Source organism: Streptococcus sp. NSSLK0004, assembly GCF_059039125.1.
In genome coordinates this window covers 36,687-54,513 of record NZ_CM180142.1, presented here as the reverse complement: position 1 = coordinate 54,513, position 17,827 = coordinate 36,687, and the positions used below count along the sequence as shown (strand labels likewise).

General features: G+C 43.8%; 15 protein-coding genes. All 15 read right to left on the bottom strand.

Annotation, left to right across the window (positions count from 1 at the left end; translation table 11 throughout):
- Positions 1 to 233: 233 nt before the first annotated feature.
- Positions 234 to 1,526 (bottom strand): adenylosuccinate lyase, encoded by a 1,293-nt coding sequence (gene purB, locus AC4CS8_RS00330; RefSeq protein WP_172098399.1) that lies wholly within the window; start codon positions 1,524 to 1,526, stop codon positions 234 to 236.
- Between the two features lie 264 nt (positions 1,527 to 1,790).
- Positions 1,791 to 1,940, bottom strand: a complete 150-nt coding sequence (locus AC4CS8_RS00325) for a hypothetical protein (protein WP_493893079.1) — start codon at positions 1,938 to 1,940, stop codon at positions 1,791 to 1,793.
- Positions 1,933 to 2,970, bottom strand: coding sequence for a hypothetical protein (locus tag AC4CS8_RS00320; protein ID WP_493893078.1), 1,038 nt, complete (start codon positions 2,968 to 2,970; stop codon positions 1,933 to 1,935). Before AC4CS8_RS00320 ends, AC4CS8_RS00325 begins: the two co-directional genes overlap by 8 nt.
- 10 nt (positions 2,971 to 2,980) lie before the next feature.
- A complete protein-coding gene (gene purK / locus AC4CS8_RS00315) occupies positions 2,981 to 4,042 on the bottom strand; it encodes a 5-(carboxyamino)imidazole ribonucleotide synthase (RefSeq protein ID WP_493893077.1) in 1,062 nt (353 codons plus the stop codon).
- The gene (gene purE, locus AC4CS8_RS00310; protein ID WP_493893076.1) at positions 4,029 to 4,517 is read right to left on the bottom strand and encodes a 5-(carboxyamino)imidazole ribonucleotide mutase; all 489 of its coding nucleotides are present in this window, start codon (positions 4,515 to 4,517) and stop codon (positions 4,029 to 4,031) included. Before purE ends, purK begins: the two co-directional genes overlap by 14 nt.
- A 25-nt stretch (positions 4,518 to 4,542) precedes the next feature.
- Positions 4,543 to 5,805 (bottom strand): phosphoribosylamine--glycine ligase, encoded by a 1,263-nt coding sequence (gene purD / locus AC4CS8_RS00305; RefSeq protein ID WP_493893075.1) that lies wholly within the window; start codon positions 5,803 to 5,805, stop codon positions 4,543 to 4,545.
- Between the two features lie 120 nt (positions 5,806 to 5,925).
- Positions 5,926 to 6,831, bottom strand: a complete 906-nt coding sequence (locus tag AC4CS8_RS00300) for a type II restriction endonuclease (protein WP_172053597.1) — start codon at positions 6,829 to 6,831, stop codon at positions 5,926 to 5,928.
- Entirely contained in the window at positions 6,831 to 7,757 is a 927-nt protein-coding gene (locus AC4CS8_RS00295; RefSeq protein WP_172053598.1) for a type II restriction endonuclease, read from the bottom strand. Before AC4CS8_RS00295 ends, AC4CS8_RS00300 begins: the two co-directional genes overlap by 1 nt.
- Entirely contained in the window at positions 7,735 to 8,550 is an 816-nt protein-coding gene (locus tag AC4CS8_RS00290) for a DNA-methyltransferase (RefSeq protein ID WP_493893074.1), read from the bottom strand. Before AC4CS8_RS00290 ends, AC4CS8_RS00295 begins: the two co-directional genes overlap by 23 nt.
- Positions 8,540 to 9,370, bottom strand: coding sequence for a DNA adenine methylase (locus AC4CS8_RS00285; RefSeq protein WP_493893073.1), 831 nt, complete (start codon positions 9,368 to 9,370; stop codon positions 8,540 to 8,542). Before AC4CS8_RS00285 ends, AC4CS8_RS00290 begins: the two co-directional genes overlap by 11 nt.
- A 65-nt stretch (positions 9,371 to 9,435) precedes the next feature.
- Positions 9,436 to 10,983, bottom strand: a complete 1,548-nt coding sequence (gene purH / locus AC4CS8_RS00280; protein WP_493893072.1) for a bifunctional phosphoribosylaminoimidazolecarboxamide formyltransferase/IMP cyclohydrolase — start codon at positions 10,981 to 10,983, stop codon at positions 9,436 to 9,438.
- Positions 10,984 to 10,992: 9 nt separating this feature from the next.
- A complete protein-coding gene (purN, locus tag AC4CS8_RS00275) occupies positions 10,993 to 11,544 on the bottom strand; it encodes a phosphoribosylglycinamide formyltransferase (RefSeq protein ID WP_493893071.1) in 552 nt (183 codons plus the stop codon).
- Positions 11,541 to 12,563 carry a phosphoribosylformylglycinamidine cyclo-ligase gene (purM, locus tag AC4CS8_RS00270; protein ID WP_493893070.1) on the bottom strand — a complete coding sequence of 341 codons (1,023 nt, stop codon included), beginning with the start codon at positions 12,561 to 12,563 and terminating at the stop codon, positions 11,541 to 11,543. Before purM ends, purN begins: the two co-directional genes overlap by 4 nt.
- A gap of 80 nt (positions 12,564 to 12,643) precedes the next feature.
- Positions 12,644 to 14,098, bottom strand: coding sequence for an amidophosphoribosyltransferase (purF, locus tag AC4CS8_RS00265; protein ID WP_493893069.1), 1,455 nt, complete (start codon positions 14,096 to 14,098; stop codon positions 12,644 to 12,646).
- 2 nt (positions 14,099 to 14,100) lie between these two features.
- Complete coding sequence (locus AC4CS8_RS00260) at positions 14,101 to 17,820, bottom strand: phosphoribosylformylglycinamidine synthase (protein WP_493893068.1); 3,720 nt, start codon at positions 17,818 to 17,820, stop codon at positions 14,101 to 14,103.
- Positions 17,821 to 17,827 lie beyond the last annotated feature (7 nt).

Genomic DNA, 17,827 nt, shown 5'->3' with positions numbered 1-17,827 from the left:
CTGACTGTTTTCTGGAGATTATATGATACCTAGCTCTTGTCGCTTGCGACTTAGAGCTAGGGATACCTTTAGGTGAAAAGATATGCCAGCCGTTTGAGCTTTAGCTCTTACGGATGACGATACTGAAAATCATTCAGTAAAAGTTTTGCTATTTCTAGCTTGAATAAAGTATAGCGCGCAAAACTTAAGGGAAACTAAAAAATTCTCTGGAAAATCCAAAGAATTTTGATTTTTTATAATCCAAGTCGAGCAAAGATATCATCTACCCGCTTAGCATAGTAGTCTGGGTTGAAGAGTTCATCGATTTCTTCCTGGCTTAGTTTAGCAGTCACACGCTCATCCGCTTCGAGAAGGGGCTTGAAGTCCACTTGATTATCCCATGACTGCGCAGTTTTTGGTTGCACCAAGTCATAGGCTTCCTCACGGGTCATACCTTTTTCAATCAAACTAAGCATGACACGCTGGCTGTAAATCAAGCCAAAAGTTGACTCCATATTGCGTTTCATATTTTCAGGGAAGACCGTCAAGTTCTTAACGATATTGCCAAAACGATTGAGCATATAGTTGATAAGAATGGTCGTATCCGGAGTGATAATCCGCTCCGCTGACGAGTGGGAAATATCGCGTTCGTGCCAGAGAGCCACATTCTCAAAAGCCGTCACCAAGTGACCACGCACCACACGAGCCAGACCGGTCATATTTTCAGAACCGATAGGGTTGCGTTTATGGGGCATAGCAGAGCTGCCCTTTTGGCCTTTGGCGAAATACTCTTCGACTTCACGTTGTTCAGATTTTTGTAGCCCACGGATTTCTGTCGCCATACGCTCGATAGACGTTGCAATCAAGGCTAGGGCTGAGAAATATTCTGCGTGAAGGTCACGAGGAAGGACCTGAGTAGAAATTTCCTGCGGACGAATGCCTAACTTGCCACAAACATACTCTTCCACAAATGGAGGAATGTTGGCAAAGTTTCCAACCGCACCTGAAATTTTACCAGCTTCAACACCCTTGGCCGCTACATCGAAACGCTCCATGTTGCGTTTCATTTCGCTATACCATGTCGCCAGTTTCAGACCGAAGGTCGTTGGCTCCGCATGGACACCGTGGGTACGGCCCATCATAATGGTGTACTTGTGTTCACGCGCCTTGTCGGCGATGATATGGGTAAAGTTTTCAAGGTCGCGACGGATAATGTCGTTGGCCTGCTTGTAGAGGTAGCCGTAAGCCGTATCCACCACGTCAGTCGACGTCAGACCGTAGTGGACCCACTTACGTTCCTCACCAAGACTTTCCGAAACCGCACGCGTGAAAGCCACCACATCGTGACGGGTCTCCTCTTCAATCTCTAAAATGCGGTCGATGTCAAAAGTCGCCTTCTCACGAATCAAGGCCACATCTTCCTTGGGAATCTCACCCAACTCAGCCCAAGCCTCATCTGCGAGGATTTCCACTTCCAACCAAGCCTTGTACTTGTTCTCTTCACTCCAAATAGCCGCCATCTCCGGGCGGGAATAACGATTGATCATTGTTTATGATACAGAGGGCGTTAAGAAAGCGAGAGAAAAATAGGAAACTGACACTGTGCGCTAGCACACAAGGCAGTTTATCTTTTTTCCGACGCTTTTAGCCCGAGTTCAAATGCTTGAACTTACCCTCTTTCCTTTCTTTTTAAAATTGTTGATTAAAAAAATCCGTATCCTGTATTCCGTCAAGAGAACACGGGTCCTTCCGTTCTAAATTATTTTTTAATAATTCCATATTCAATATATGCACTAGATTAGGCTAGCCTGTTATTTGTTTTTTCTTTCATTTAAATACTTTGCTAACATTGGGCCACCATAAACAATTACCGCAGTTGATATAATCCCCATATTTTTCTTTACAAATTTCACAGGTTTATTTAACATCTTACCAACTTTATGCACTTGATTTTTATCCATTTGAAATTCCACCTATCAGTAATTCCTCTCCTGTAAATTCAATTGCAATTATGTCGTCATCTGCCAGTTCTGTCATACCAATTTGAGCAATAAATTCCGCAGGTTCAACACACCATTTCAACTGTCGTTCTGTTTCAACATCAACATCTTGCAATTCAAATAATTGCCCAACATATTCTTTATTATTTTCAACTAATAACTTTACTGGAGTATAAAGACTATCTATAAGTTGATGATTACCAGTAATCATGTATGTCTTAGCTAATAGTTCCGTAGACTTTACAATATAAGAAAATTGTTCATTTAATTCTGAAAAACTTTCTAAAACATCTTGATTAAACTTCTCATCAAATACAGATTTTAAAAATAGTTGCCATTTTGAATTAGGAATAGAAATATTCTTTTTAATCTCGTTTTCAAATTCCTTTATTAATGCCTCTCTACCCTCGTTAAGGTGACTTATGGAATTAAGTAATAAAACCTGCTTTTGGGGATTATCCTCTGGCATCATTAATGCCTGATTGATTGTACTTTCTGCTCCTAAAATCTTGGAACGCCTGTCGTCTTTGAGGCCTCGTTTAACTTCCAAAGCGATTTGTTTAACTTCGGTCAGCAATATTTCCAAATCAGCAATTTTTTGAGCATTGGCTAATTGATTAGCATTGTTAATAACATTTTGCAACGCTTCTGGATTATCTAAAACAATTTTTTCTAATCTTGCTTTAGATACAATTTCATTATTTGTTCCTTTTTTTACAAAATTAGGCAGTAAAGCTGATCTATCTGCTGTTCTTTGAAAATCTATTTCGCCAGTTTGATACCTTTTTAATTGTTCTTTTGTAAACTTAACAACATACATCTCTTCAGCATTAATGTTCTGTTGAATTTCTTTATAAGAATTTACGATTGTCGCAAAATAGTTGCCAATCTGTTCCAAATTAATATTTTTATTTTTCAAAAATTGTACTGATAATTGTCTATCTTCATCTTTAGTAGCAATTTCTTCTCTTTTAATTGCTAATTCACTCATATACTACCTCCTAACCTGCTTCATCTTCCCCCAACACCGTCACGTGTCCCATTTTGCGATTGTGCTTTGCTTCTAGTTTACCATAAAAGTGGGGATGGGCGGTAGGGTTTTCTTGAAGAAAGGTTTGGACTGCTTCCATGTCTTGTCCCAAAACGTTAATCATGACGGCTGGGGAAAGCAGGCGGATAGGGGGCAGAGGCTGGCCGAGAATGCCTCGGATATGGGTATCAAACTGTGAAAAATCACAGGCTTCAATAGAATAATGCCCCGAATTATGTGGTCGAGGAGCAATTTCGTTGACCAGAATATCCTGCCCTGCCACAAACATTTCAACACAGAGGGTGCCTGCTAATTGAAGTTTGTCTGCGATTTGCAGGGCCATGGTTTTGGCTTTTTCAGCTAGTTCATCTGAAATACGGGCAGGCACGATAGTTTTGTAAAGAATACTATTGCGGTGGATATTTTCCTGCACAGGAAAGACTGTGTAGTCGGAGCCATTCCCAGACACAAGGACGGAGATTTCCAGGTCGAAATTCACAAACTCTTCCAATACACACTCGGCAGAGTTGGCTAACTGACTAGCCGCCTCCAAGTCCGCCACTTCTCGAATGACCTTCTGGCCATGTCCGTCATAGCCCCCAGTGGCTGTCTTTAAGACATAGTTTTTGCTGAGGTCCAGACCTTCTAGGTCTAGGCTAGATGTGACGACTTTGTAGGGGGCGACTTGCACGCCAGCTTTTTTTGCCAAAAAATCCTTCTCAAAAATGCGGTTCTGGGAAATGCGGAGGAGATCTGTCCCCTGAGGGAGCTGACCGTCCTTGATGACCGCGTCCAGTCCGTCGGCATCGACATTTTCAAACTCGTAGGTCAGGACATCGCACCGCTCCGCCAACTGTTTGAGGGCCACCACATCGTGATAGGGAGCAACGATAACCTCACTGACCTTGGAAGCTGGGCAGTCTGCTGCAGGATCCAGCGTAATCACCTTGTGCCCCATGTAAATAACGGAAATGGCCATCATCTGCCCCAGCTGACCGCCGCCGATAATTCCGATTGTCTTAGATGAGGTCATCTGTCATCGCCTCCGCAACTTTTTCCTGCTCCTTGGCAAAATCTGCCAGCTGAGCTGCAATGGTTTGGTCTTCAATGGAGAGAATACGAAGAGCTGTCAGAGCTGCGTTGGTAGCACCTGCTTCGCCAATAGCCATAGTCGCAACAGGCACACCGCCTGGCATCTGCACGATAGAATAGAGGGAATCCACACCGCTGAGGGCACGAGATTGAACAGGGACACCGATGACAGGCAGGGTGGTTTTAGCTGCTACCATACCTGGCAAATGAGCCGCACCACCTGCTCCTGCGATAATAACCTTGATGCCACGACCACGCGCCTCTTCGGCATGACGGAACATGAGGTCTGGGGTGCGGTGGGCAGATACCACTTTCTTTTCATAGGCAACGCCAAATTTGTCCAGCACATCGGCTGCTTTTTTCATGGTTTTCCAGTCGGAACTAGAGCCCATGATGATGGAAATTGGAATGTTCATGCTTATCTTTCCTTTTCTTTATCCCTTATTTTACGGCCTTGCTTCCAATATCTGTCCGATAAAAGAGGCCTGTCGTATCTTGATTTTTCAGCTCCGAGTAAATTTTTTCTTGGGCTTCTTGGACGGTGTCTGCTGTGGTGACTAGCATATAAACCCGACCACCGTTAGAGAGCAGTGCTCTGCTGTTTTCCGCAAAACGAGCCCCAGCATAGTAGGTCGTGATGTCGCCCTCGGTCTTTGCTGGCAAGGTCACGTCTTTTTCGTAGTCCAGAGGATAGCCGTTTGAAGCCACGACAACGCCCAGCGTCACACCGTTTTCCAGCCAGGTCAGCTGGGTCGAGCGTTTGTGGAGGATGTCGTCTATGTTCTGAGCAAAGTCAGAGGTCAGGCGAGGCAGGATAATCTGAGTTTCTGGGTCGCCAAAACGGGCGTTGAACTCGATGACCTTGGGACCTTGGTCGGTCAGAATCAAGCCAGCATAGAGCACGCCCAGATAAGACCGGTCTTCCGCAATCATGCCCTCCAGAATGGGCTTGACAATGGTATCAACTGCTGTGTCCACCACGCTTTGAGGCAGGTGGGGAACAGGAGCGTAAGCCCCCATGCCACCTGTGTTGGGACCTTGGTCGCCGTCAAAGGCACGCTTGTGGTCCTGGGCTGTCGGCAGGATATAGAACTGGTCGCCATTGACCAGAGCAAAGAGGGAAAACTCCTCGCCCTCCAGGAACTCCTCGATGACCACGCGGGCACCTGAGTCACCGAACTTGTTGTCCAAGAGCATCTCCCGTGCCGCTTCGATCGCCTGCTCGACGGTTTCCGCCACGACCACGCCCTTGCCCAGTGCCAAGCCGTCCGCCTTGACCACGATTGGTGCCCCCTGCTCTTCGATGTAGGCCTTGGCTTCTTCGAAGTTGGAAAATGTGCCAAAGGCTGCTGTTGGAATGCCGTATTTGACCATGATTTGTTTAGCAAAGTCTTTTGACCACTCCAGCTCCGCGGCCAGACGACTCGGACCAAAAGCTTTGAGTCCAGCCTGTTCAAAATCATCAACAATACCTGCTGCCAGAGCATCGTCAGGGCCAACAAATGTCCAGGCAATGTCATGTTCCTTAGCAAAGTTGATTAATGCAGAATGTTCGGAAATCCCGATGCTTACTAACTCTATACCATCCAAGGTCATTCCGTCATTCCCAGGAGCTACAAAGACCTGTTTTACCTGATCAGACTCTAACAATTTCTTTGCAACAGCATGTTCACGACCACCAGACCCTACAACCAAAAGTTTCATTTTTCACACCTCAAAAACGGATTTTATATAAACAGTATAGCAAAAACAGACAGATTTTGATAGAAAGAACAGGAAAACGTTCGGAAATGGAAAAAGCTCACACGAGGTGAGCAAATTTGATTATCTAAACAAATCATATAAGTAACCTTGTTTTAGCATGTCGAGATTGAAGACATGGGTTATATGACCAAATGCTTCTGCTAAAGGAAGATGGGCAGTCTTCCATCCCTGACCATCTGTTACCCACACAAAATTAACATCATCTGTAGATTTTGTGACGAATTGGCTTAATTCTGTAAATTCTCCAGCTACAGCCTTTAACTTGCTACCGCCTCCACCGTAATAATTCGTTTCAATTAGCCATACTTTATGTTTATCTTTCGAAAATACAGCAACATCAAATCGGCGTTCCGACTTATCAACAGGGACCTCAATCCCCCAATTATCCTTTATAAATGGAGCTGTTGCTTGTGCCTTAAACTCCAATCCATATTCTTTACAGACACGTGCTACTGTTCGCTCTAAAATACCCTCCATGGTAGTACCACTTCTATTTTTACGTGCATTACTGTCAAGTCCCGCCTCTACTCCATAAACGTAGTCCACTAAAGAGCGATTGGCTTTCTTTTGCAAAAAATCTAATAATCCTGTTGCTTCTACAAAGTTAGTATAATCTACAATTCTATCCTCATCAATTTTTGCAAAATCTAAGTTATCAAAACTCATATTATCTTCGGCGTCAATTGATAAAATATCCAGTGTTTTATCACGACTTGCAATCAAACTTGGTATAGCTTTTAATAAATTTGGTTGTTTATTAAAAAGTTGCAACGCTTCGTTGTATATATCATCTTTACCAATTAAATAATTCAAAGTATTTAACTCTAACTCATATTTTTTTGTTTCTCGTTCAACCTTAGACCAATTGACATAGTAATCTGGCGTTCGATTAGTAACTGATAAAGTACTTAAAAATATTTTTAAGCGTTCTTCAGAAGATAAATTTATATAAGCTTGCAAATTCATTAGTCCATCTCCATTTCTAATAACTCTTTAATATTTTTATTCCGAATATCATGGAGATTGTACAATCTTGGTATTCTTTCAAATGCCTCCTCTAAATTAGATTTAGACCTTTGCCAACCTTCACCATCTGTTATCCAAACAAAATGAACATTCGAAATTTCAGTAAGTTTTTCTGCTAAATTTTCATATGAACGTGTGGTTTCATTTGGTTTTGACCCTGATTTAGAATAGAAATTTACTTCAGTTAAATACAATTGACCATTTACGTGAATTGCAAAATCAAACTTCTTATGATTTTTACCATTATTTGTTATGGCACTTAAATCAATATGAAATAGTGATTCAATTTGCTTAGTACTTATTTGTTTATAGTAGTCCGTTTTTTCTTTTAGTCCTGCATTCCAAAGTTCTCTTTCAACCAAAGCTTCCATTATCTTACCCATTCTATTTTTACGACCATTTGAATCTAACCCGACTTCTACACCGTAAACATAGTCCTGTAAGTTTTTAACTAGATGTGATTGCAGTAGTTCAAAAACACCTGTATTCTCTAGCAAATCTGCATAATTCTCTATGGTATAGTTAGGAGAATAAAAATCAAAATCGTAGCTTATTATAGCATCGTCCCCATACTCGCGAATAGGTAAAGCAATTGGTTTACGATTTTTTCCTCGGCCTTTAGATTCCAAACGTATAGCCAAAAGAATTGGTATGATAGTTAACACATCTGGATACTTTTCACAGATTGCGATAAAATCTTCTCGAATTTGTTTACTCCCTACCAACGTATTCAAGATATTCAAATTAGTTCTCAAATACAGGTCGTTCATATTATTAAAAACCTTTGTAAAGTCAACATAGTAGTTCCAATCAGCAACCGTATCTGTAAAAGTTTCAAACCAACTATGAAAAGTTCTTCTTGCCATCTTCCTTATCCAATCTAGTTCTCGCGATTTTTAAATAATCCCGTTCAGCATCAATCCCAATAAATTTTCTTCCTAACCGTTTGGCAACCACTCCTGTCGTCCCGCTTCCTACAAATGGATCAAGTATGTAATCTCCTTCTTGAGTTGAAGCTAAAATAATACGTTCTAAAAGATATTCTGGTTTCTGAGTCGGATGCTTACCTGCCCATTTTTCAGATTTTTTTGTTAGTCCTCCAACCCAAACATCTTTCATTTGTTTGCCATCATTGAGTTCTTTCATAAGTTCGTAATTATAATAATGACGAGCTTTTTTATCATCTTTTCGAGCCCATAAAATAGTTTCCGTTGAATGAGTAAAGTAACGACAGGAAAGATTTGGTGCAGGATTTGTCTTCTGCCAAGTAATATTATTTAGTATTTTAAAACCTTCTTGTTCTAAGGCCATCCCCACTGAATATATATTGTGAAAACTCCCTGAAATCCAAATGGTCCCATTTGGTTTCAACACATTTTTAGCTAAGCGAATCCACTTCCTATTAAATTCATGTTTTTCTTCTAAAGAATTAACCTTATCCCACTCCCCCTTATCTACGGAAACAACTTGACCTCCAGAGTTAGAAATTCCCCCATTACTTAAAAAATATGGAGGATCTGCAAAAATCATATCCATGCTCTCTGGTTTCATTTTATTCAAAAATTCAAATGTATCTGCGTGTACCAAAATAGCTTTATTTTTATGATAGTATGGTTTGTTCATTAAGACCCCTCCATACTTATATTCGTTATTCGCCATAATTTCTTACAATAATTTCTTGAATTTTTCCACGACTGGAATTACTTGCTCCATTCGTTCTCGATACATCTACTCGGGAAATATTAAAACCAGCGTACAATTCTTCAACTACTGGGCTTGAAGAATTAGAAAGCATTACATTAACTCCTCTTTGGTCTAAATCTATGAAAGTATCTCTTAATCGACGCTGATCCTCATCCGAAAAACCTTCATGCGTATAGGAAGTAAAAGAGCTAGTAGCCGTTATAGGAACATATGGAGGATCAAAATATACAAAATCTCCTGCAACAGCTTCTTCAACTGCCGTAACAAAATCACCTTGCATAATTAAAATATTGTTATCATTTAAGTATCTTGATACACTAAGAATAAGTTCCGAGTCTACTATCTTTGGATTTTTGTACCTACCGTAAGGAACATTAAACTGATTTTTAGAATTCACCCTATATAGACCATTAAAATCTACTCGTAGCATATACAGTATGCGTGCTGCTCGCTCTACATCAGACATAGTTTCTATTCTACCATCTCTGTCAACCGAACGAACATTCAAATAATATTCCTTAGAATTGTTCTCTTGATGGATATGTAATAAATCAAGCAAGGCTTCTGGATTATCCCGTATCTGTAAATAAGTATTTATCAATTCCTCATTAAAATCGTTTATTACGGCATTTTCGGGAGCTAAATCAAAGAATAGTGCTCCTCCCCCAATAAACGGTTCAAAATATCTATTGTATTCTAATGGCAAGTGTTCATGTAGCTGAGTTAGTAACTTCCGCTTCCCACCTGTCCATTTCGTAAAAGGTTTTAAAATCATAGAACTATTATACCAAAAACCACCCCAACTTCTCCAGCCGGGGTGTCTTTCTTGCATCAAAATTCTCAATGTCTAAAATGTCTTACTCCCGTAAAGACCATGGTCAAGCCATACTTGTTGGCCATGTCAATGGAGTCTTGGTCACGGACTGAGCCACCAGGCTGAATGATAGCCTTGATTCCTGCCGCAGCGATTTCTTCCACATTATCAGCAAATGGGAAAAAGGCGTCTGATGCCAAAACAGCTCCATCCAAACGATTCTTGGCCTGCTCGATAGCGATGCGGACGGACGCCACACGGTTGGTTTGCCCAGGTCCCACGCCCAAGGTCATCTTGTCATTGGTGATGATGATGCCGTTGGACTTGACGTACTTGGAGGACTTCCAAGCGAACTCCATAGCCGCCCACTCTTGATCGGACGGTTGACGATCGGTCACCACCTGCCAGTCCGCTGGGCTTTCCACCACCACGTCCTGATCCTGCACCAAGAGCCCGCCGACAACGCCTGTGAACTCTTTTTCCACTTCGCTCGCATCCTGTGCGTCAAAGGCCAATTCCAAAATCCGCAGATTTTTCTTTTTATTGGTCAAAATAGCTAGCGCTTGAGCCGAGTAGCTCGGTGCGATGATGATTTCTAAGAAAATCGGGTGCATCTTTTCTGCCGTCGCAGCATCTACTTCTCTGTTCAGTACGACGATGCCTCCGAAAATCGACACTGGGTCAGCCTCATAAGCGTAATCCCAAGCCTGTTCAATGGTTTCTGCCTGACCGATACCACAAGGGTTCATGTGTTTGAGAGCCACAACAGTTGGACGGTCCTTGAAATCACGGATAATACGAATAGCGGCATCCGCATCCCGAATGTTATTGAAGGACAATTCCTTACCATTTAACTGCTTGGCAGCTGCAATCGAGTAAGCTGTTGGCAGGGCATTTTGGTAGAAATCCGCATTCTGTTGTGGATTTTCTCCATAACGCATAGGCTGATTGAGGTCGTAGGTAATGGTGAGTTTTTCAGGCTTGTCTTCGCCGACTTGCTTGGTAAAGTAGTCTGCAATAAGAGCATCGTAGGCTGCGGTATGACGGAAAACCTTAGCTGCCAATCGCTGACGCGTAGCATAAGCCGTCTCTCCCTGCTCTGCTATTTCCCCTAAAACCGTCGGATAATCTGCCGGATCCACCACAACGGTCACACTAGCGTGGTTTTTAGCTGCTGAACGAAGCATGGACGGACCACCGATGTCGATGTTCTCCACCGCCAAGTCATAGGTCACGTCCGGACGCAAGATGGTCTCTTTGAAGGGATAAAGGTTGACCACTACCAAGTCAATCAAGCCGATTTCATGGTCGCTGGCTGCTTGTAGGTGGCTGTCCAAATCCCGACGAGCCAGCAAACCACCATGGATTTTGGGATGAAGTGTCTTGACACGACCGTCCATCATCTCAGGAAAACCGGTCACATCGTCAATGGCAATAGTAGTCACTCCAGCCTGATCCAAGGCAACCTTGGTGCCTCCTGTCGAGATGATTTCCCAGCCAAGCTTGACCAATTCTTGGGCAAATTCTACAACACCATTTTTATCTGATACGCTAATTAGTGCGCGTTTTGTCATGATTTCTCCTTATTTTTTCACTGCCCCTAACTCCTCCAAGACTGCTGGATAGAGTTGGTACTCTGCTTCATGTATTCTAGCTTCAAAGGTTTCTAGGGTATCATCAGCCAGCCTGGGCACTCGGACTTGTTTGATGATTTGTCCTGTGTCAACGCCACTGTCAACCCAGTGGACTGTCACACCACTTTCTGCCACACCTGCATTCCAAGCGTCTTCAATCCCGTGAGCCCCTGGAAATTCAGGCAGATAAGCCGGGTGGATATTGATGATACGACCTTCATATTGAGCTAACAAGGTCGGACCCACAATCTTCATATAGCCTGCCAAGACCACCAAGTCAATCTGGTGCTTGTCTAAGAGTTGGATGAGGGCTTCTTCGTAAGCCTGCTTATCCGCAAATTCTTTTAATTCAAAAGTAAATGCTGGCACACCTAGTTTTTCAGCCCGTTCCAAGACATAGGCGTTTCTACGGTCTGAAAAGACAAAAGCTACTTCAAACTGCTCTGCGATGACTTGAAAATTAGAGCCATTGCCTGATGCAAACACTGCTATTCGTTTCATTTGATGACCACACTCTTATCTTCCTTGGCGATGATGCGGCCGATTTCATAGACTTCTTCGCCTACCAATTCACGGACTTTCTCCACCTGCTCTGGACTGACAGCCAATACCATGCCGATACCCATATTGAAGATTTCAAACATTTCTTCATGTTTGATTTGGCCGTATTTTTCAAGGGCTGTAAAGATTGGAAGGACTGGAATCTTATCTTCTTCAATCTCAGCTGCTAGGTTGTCAGCAAACATACGGGGAATATTTTCGATAAAGCCACCGCCTGTGATATGGGCAATGCCGTTGACCAGCCCTGCTTTTACCAGAGGCAATACCTGCTGGACATAAATACGGGTCGGCTCTAAGAGGACGTCCTTAAGAGCTCTGCCATTGAGCTCTGGCAACAGAGCGTCGCCAGAAACATCCGCAAAAACACGACGGACCAAGGAATAACCGTTGGAGTGGATACCGCTTGATGCTAGACCGAGGAGAATATCACCTTCTTTGACCTTGCTGCCGTCAATAATCTGGGACTTCTCCGCAATGCCGACAGCAAATCCAGCTAGATCATAGTCGTCATCGCCATACATGCCAGGCATTTCAGCCGTTTCACCACCAATCAGACCACAGCCCGCTTGGACACAGCCTTCTGCAACGCCAGCCACCACTTGCTCCAATTTTGCTGGCTCATTTTTTCCAGTTGCGATGTAGTCAAGGAAGTAAAGTGGCTCCGCACCTGCTGCGATAATGTCGTTGACACACATAGCCACACAGTCCTGACCGATAGTATCGTGCTTATCATATTGAATTGCGAGCATGAGTTTGGTACCGACACCGTCTGTTCCTGATACCAAGACAGGCTCTTTGACATTCAGTTTAGTCAAGTCAAACATGCCACCAAAGCCACCGAGAGCTCCCATAACGCCCAAACGTTCTGTGCGAGCTACATGCTTCTTGATTCGTTCGACAACTTCATACCCAGCTTCAACATCCACACCCGACTGGGCATACGCATTTTTATTTGTCATTTTTCTTCCTTTCCTTGTGAAACTTTGCAGCTACTTGACAAGGTTTACAAGATTGTCAACCTTTATTGACAGCACTTGTCTTACTTCACATTTTCAATATAGAAACTTGTTTTTTCTTCTAAACTACGGAGATATTCTTCCTCATAGTCATATAAGGGTGTTGGAAACTCTCCATCAAAATAAGCAACGCAAAGTCCACCTTTTGGTGCATCGGTGTCAATACCAATCGCCTCAATCATGCCTTCAAGTGAAAGATAGGTCAGGCTATCAGCACCTATTATTTCGCAAACTTCATCAACACTATGATTGGCTGAAATCAATTCCCTACGGGTCTGAATATCAATACCGTAGAAACAAGGGTACTTAAGTTCAGGACTGCCAATGGCCACATGAACTTCAGAAGCTCCTGCCTCTCTCAGTAACTGAACAATACGGCGGCTGGTTGTTCCTCGAACAATAGAATCATCAACCATAACCACCCGTTTTCCCTTTACAATGCTTGACACTGCTGACAACTTCATGCGGACACCTTGCTCACGTAATTCCTGAGTCGGCTGGATAAAGGTACGTTGGGTATACTGGTTTTTAATCAGTCCCATTTCATTTGGCAAACCTAACTCTTCTGAGAAGCCGCTAGCTGCTGAGAGGGAGGAGTTTGGCACACCAACAACAATATCCACCTCGTGTTTAAATTCCTGTGCCAAGCGACGACCCATATTTTTTCTAGCTGTATGAACATTAACTCCATGAATAACCGAGTCTGGACGAGCAAAATAGACATATTCCATGGAACAAACAGCCAACTGCGTGTCATTGGTATAACGATCGTATTGAACACCTGAATCATCAATAATGACAATTTCACCTGGCATCACATCTCGCACCCACTCAGCACCGACGACTTCAAAGGCACAGGTTTCGCTAGCAACAACCCAAGCTCCATTTTTCATACGACCAATTGAAAGTGGTCGGAAGCCATTTGGATCCAAAGCTGCAACCAACTTGTCTTCTAACATAATCAAGTAGGCAAAGCCACCTTTGACAGTGTTCAGTGCTTCCTTGATTTTTCCCATAAAATCTGGATTGTGGCTGCGGCGAATCAAGTGCATCAAAATCTCTGTATCGGAGGAAGAAGAGAAAATGGAACCATTTTTTTCTAATTCAGCCTTCAAACTGACCGCATTGGTCAAATTACCATTATGCGCCAATCCCACCTGCATATCTGAAAAGTCAAAGAGGAAGGGTTGGATATTGTTGATAGAGGCAGAGCCTGATGTTGCATAGCGAACATGACCAATAGCAGCCTTTCCTGTCAAGGCTTCTAAATCTGCTGAATTTTTGAAGACTTCTGCAATCAAACCTGTTCCACGATGGCGGCGTAAATGCCCACCATCATTGGCTAAAATTCCTGCACCTTCCTGCCCTCGATGTTGCAAACTATGGAGTCCAAAATAAGTAACCTGAGCAGCTTGCGGATGACCCCAAATACCAAACACGCCACATTCTTCATTGAGTGATTTAACTTCGTATGTCATATTTATTTTCCTGTAAAATAGCGAACTGCTGAAACAAATAAGCCTTGATCTTTCTTGCCTGGAATATTCTGGAAAAGACCGTCCTCGTAACGCTCCGAATGCCCCATCTTCCCGATGATCTGCCCGTTGCGACTGGTAATACCTTCTATCGCATGACTTGAGCCATTTGGATTGTACTTCGAGTCCATGCTTGGCTGACCTGTAAAGTCAACGTACTGGCTGAAAATCTGACCATTATCACGCAAGATAGCAAATTCTTCTTCGCTAACCACAAATTTACCTTCACCATGAGAAACTGGGATAGCATGAATATCACCGACCTGAATACCTGCCAACCACGGTGAATTGACATTGGCAATCCGTGTTTCCACCATTTTGGCAACGTGCTGGTTGGCATCGTTGTAGAAGAGGGTCGGACTGGTTTCACCTGCCTCCTCAAAGTTTCCATAGGGTAGCAAGCCCGATTTAACAAGGGCCTGGAAGCCATTACAGATACCGATAATGAGGCCACCTTTTTCGATGAAGCGGTCAATAGCAGAGCGGACCTTGGCGTTTCGTAAGATGGTCACGATAAACTTAGCAGATCCATCTGGTTCATCCGCAGCAGAGAATCCACCTGCAAAGAAGAGAATATTTGCCTCGTCAATATTGTCAACCATGTCGTCAACCGATTTTTCAATACTCTCAGCATCCAAGGTCACAAATGGAACAAGATTGACCTTAGCACCAGCCTGTTCAAAGGCCTTGGCAGAATCGTATTCTGAGTTTGTTCCTGGGAAAACTGGAATATAAACCAGTGGCACGTCAACTATTTCCTTAGCTTTTATAACTGCTGAACTTGTAATAGCTGGAACATCCTGTAAGTCTGTCGCCTGTTCAAATTCCGTTGGATAGACTTCCTCTAATTTGCCCTCAAAGGCAGCCTGTAAGTCTTTTCCAAGCAACTTTACACCATTGACAAGGACTGTAAAGTCTGCACTTGTTTGACCGATTTTAATAGCACCTTCAATGTCTTCTTTCGATGTAAAGATAAATCCGCCTAGCTGACCTGTCAAGCTGGCTTCAAGTTCTTCAAGCTCGACTTCTGCACCAATTTGGTTACCTAAGGACATGAGGACTAGACTTTCTAGAACACCACCGTACTTGACTGCGCTAGCAGCCGTAATCCGATAGTCGCTCTGCCATTTTTCAAAAGTCTCAAAATTGGATTTAATCAGAGAAAAATCAATGTCTTCTGACAAGGTTTGACCTGCTAGATAATAAATGTTTTCGCCAGCTTCCTTGAACTCAGGTGAGAGGACTTTGCGACTATCTGCTGTGGTCACACCAAAGGCAACTAAGGTCGGTGGAACGATCAAGTCCTCAAAGGTCCCAGACATGGAGTCCTTACCACCGATAGACGGCAATCCAAGCTGGATCTGAGCCTCGATTGAGCCCAAAAGTGCTGCTACTGGCTGACCAAAGCGTTCTGCCTGCTTATCCATGCGCTGGAAATACTCCTGGTAGGAGAAGCGAGCCTTGGACCAGTTAGCCCCTGTTGCCACCAAGCGAGCTGTCGCTTCGATGACTGCATAGGCTGCTCCGTGGTAAGGTGACCAGTCTGCCAGATAAGGATGATAACCCTGAGCCATGACAGAAGCCGTGGTCGTCACACCGTGCTGGACAGGCAACTTCTGCACAGAGCTTTCTGTCGGTGTTAACTGATGGCGACCTCCGAGTGGGTGGTTGACGGTTGAACGACCAACAGATGAGTCGAAAATCGTCTGCAAACCTTTTTGACTAGCATGGTTGAGGTCTGAAAGAATTGTCTTCAAATCCTCTTCTAGGGTTTCAGGTGATGTCTGACGTAATTCGGGAAGGTTGACAGCATTGTCAACTACTTTAGCATCCACCACCACGCGCACACCATTGGTATCAAGGAAGGAACGCTCCAAATCAACAATGGTTTGACCATTCCAAGTCATGACCAGGTTTGGTTTTTCCGTCACTTTGGCTACAACAACCGCATGGATATTTTCCTGATGACAAGCTGAGATAAAGGCGTCTACATCTGCCGGACGAACAACGACGCTCATCCGCTCCTGTGATTCGGAAATGGCAATCTCCGTACCATTCAGGCCAGCATACTTGAGTGGAACCTTGTCCAAGTCGATTTCAAGACCGTCTGCCAGCTCACCAATGGCTACACAGACCCCACCTGCACCGAAGTCATTGGATTTTTTAATCAAACGAGTGACGTCACCATTTCGGAACAAGCGTTGGATTTTACGCTCTTCAATAGCATTTCCTTTTTGGACTTCCGCACCAGCTGTTTCCACAGACTCAACTGTCTGTACCTTGGACGAGCCTGTTGCCCCACCGATACCGTCACGGCCTGTTTTGCCACCCAACAAGATGACCACATCGCCTGCGACTGGTTTTTCACGGACCACATTTTCCTTTGGAGCTGCACCGACTACGGCACCTAACTCCATACGTTTTGCGACAAAGCCTGGGTGGAAGTATTCACGTACATAGGTGGTCGCAAGACCGATTTGATTTCCGTATGAAGAATAACCATGTGCTGCTGTTTTCGAAATGATTTGCTGTGGCAATTTCCCTGGGCGAGTAGCCGTCAGAGGTTGGGTAATATCGCCCGCACCTGAAATCCGCATGGCTTGATAAACATAAGAACGACCTGACAAAGGATCACGAATGGCTCCACCGATACAGGTTGCGGCACCACCAAAAGGCTCGATTTCTGTTGGGTGATTATGGGTTTCATTCTTGAACATAAGGAGCCATGGCTCTTTCACGCCGTCCACATCCACTTCGATTTCCACCGAGCAGGCATTGATTTCATCCGACACTTCCATGTCATCCAGACGACCGTTTGCCCGCTCATAACGACCAAAAATCGTCGCCATATCCATAAGCGTCTGCGGTTTATCTGTCCGACCTAACTCAGTTCTCATAGCCAGGTACTTGTCATAAGTTGCCTGCAATTGCTTGTGGAATTTTGAAGCTAAAAAGTCAATAGACCTCAGTTCTGTCTCAAATGTCGTATGACGGCAGTGGTCACTCCAGTAAGTATCCAAGACCTTGAGTTCTGTTTCCGTTGGCACTCGCCCAATTGACTTGAAATAGTCCTGAATGAAGAGCAAGTCTTCCACTTCCATAGCCAAGCCAGCCTCACGCTTGTAAGACGCAAATTCCTCTGCCCCATAGCTATCAAAAAAGTCCAAGGTCGGAATAGTCGTATCTGACACCGAAAACTCCTGAGCCACCAAAGGAGCATCCATATCCTTGAATCGCGAATCCACAGGGTTAAGCAAATAATTCTTGATAACAGCCAACTCTTCTTCCTGCACATCGCCATTCAAGATATAGAGCTGACCTGTATTGACACGCGCCTCCTGACGACTGCCCAATAAGAGAAGGGCCTCCTGACTGCTGGCAGCCCGCTGGTCAAACTGACCAGGAAGAGCCTCAATCGCAAAATAAGCAGCTCCCTCCAAGTCAAGCTCAGCTTCCGACAAGACCTTGTCCGTCACCTGCTCGGTAAATATATGCTTAATAGCTTGCTCCAGCAAGTCATCCTCCAGATGGAAAACATCATAAACCTGCACCAGACGTACACTCGTCAAACTTGTCAACTGCAAATTATGGGTCAACTCCTTGCGAAGAGCCTCCGCCTTAATCTGAAAATCTGCCTTCTTCTCAACAAAAATCCGCTTCGCCATTTTTTCC

Bases quoted from the DNA above. Each gene is read 5' to 3' on its own strand.
- purB (WP_172098399.1), bottom strand. From the start codon at position 1,526: ATGATCAATCGTTATTCCCGCCCGGAGATGGCGGCTATTTGGAGTGAA.
- AC4CS8_RS00325 (WP_493893079.1), bottom strand. From the start codon at position 1,940: ATGGATAAAAATCAAGTGCATAAAGTTGGTAAGATGTTAAATAAACCT.
- AC4CS8_RS00320 (WP_493893078.1), bottom strand. From the start codon at position 2,970: ATGAGTGAATTAGCAATTAAAAGAGAAGAAATTGCTACTAAAGATGAA.
- purK (WP_493893077.1), bottom strand. From the start codon at position 4,042: ATGACCTCATCTAAGACAATCGGAATTATCGGCGGCGGTCAGCTGGGG.
- purE (WP_493893076.1), bottom strand. From the start codon at position 4,517: ATGAACATTCCAATTTCCATCATCATGGGCTCTAGTTCCGACTGGAAA.
- purD (WP_493893075.1), bottom strand. From the start codon at position 5,805: ATGAAACTTTTGGTTGTAGGGTCTGGTGGTCGTGAACATGCTGTTGCA.
- AC4CS8_RS00300 (WP_172053597.1), bottom strand. From the start codon at position 6,831: ATGAATTTGCAAGCTTATATAAATTTATCTTCTGAAGAACGCTTAAAA.
- AC4CS8_RS00295 (WP_172053598.1), bottom strand. From the start codon at position 7,757: ATGGCAAGAAGAACTTTTCATAGTTGGTTTGAAACTTTTACAGATACG.
- AC4CS8_RS00290 (WP_493893074.1), bottom strand. From the start codon at position 8,550: ATGGCGAATAACGAATATAAGTATGGAGGGGTCTTAATGAACAAACCA.
- AC4CS8_RS00285 (WP_493893073.1), bottom strand. From the start codon at position 9,370: ATGATTTTAAAACCTTTTACGAAATGGACAGGTGGGAAGCGGAAGTTA.
- purH (WP_493893072.1), bottom strand. From the start codon at position 10,983: ATGACAAAACGCGCACTAATTAGCGTATCAGATAAAAATGGTGTTGTA.
- purN (WP_493893071.1), bottom strand. From the start codon at position 11,544: ATGAAACGAATAGCAGTGTTTGCATCAGGCAATGGCTCTAATTTTCAA.
- purM (WP_493893070.1), bottom strand. From the start codon at position 12,563: ATGACAAATAAAAATGCGTATGCCCAGTCGGGTGTGGATGTTGAAGCT.
- purF (WP_493893069.1), bottom strand. From the start codon at position 14,098: ATGACATACGAAGTTAAATCACTCAATGAAGAATGTGGCGTGTTTGGT.
- AC4CS8_RS00260 (WP_493893068.1), bottom strand. From the start codon at position 17,820: ATGGCGAAGCGGATTTTTGTTGAGAAGAAGGCAGATTTTCAGATTAAG.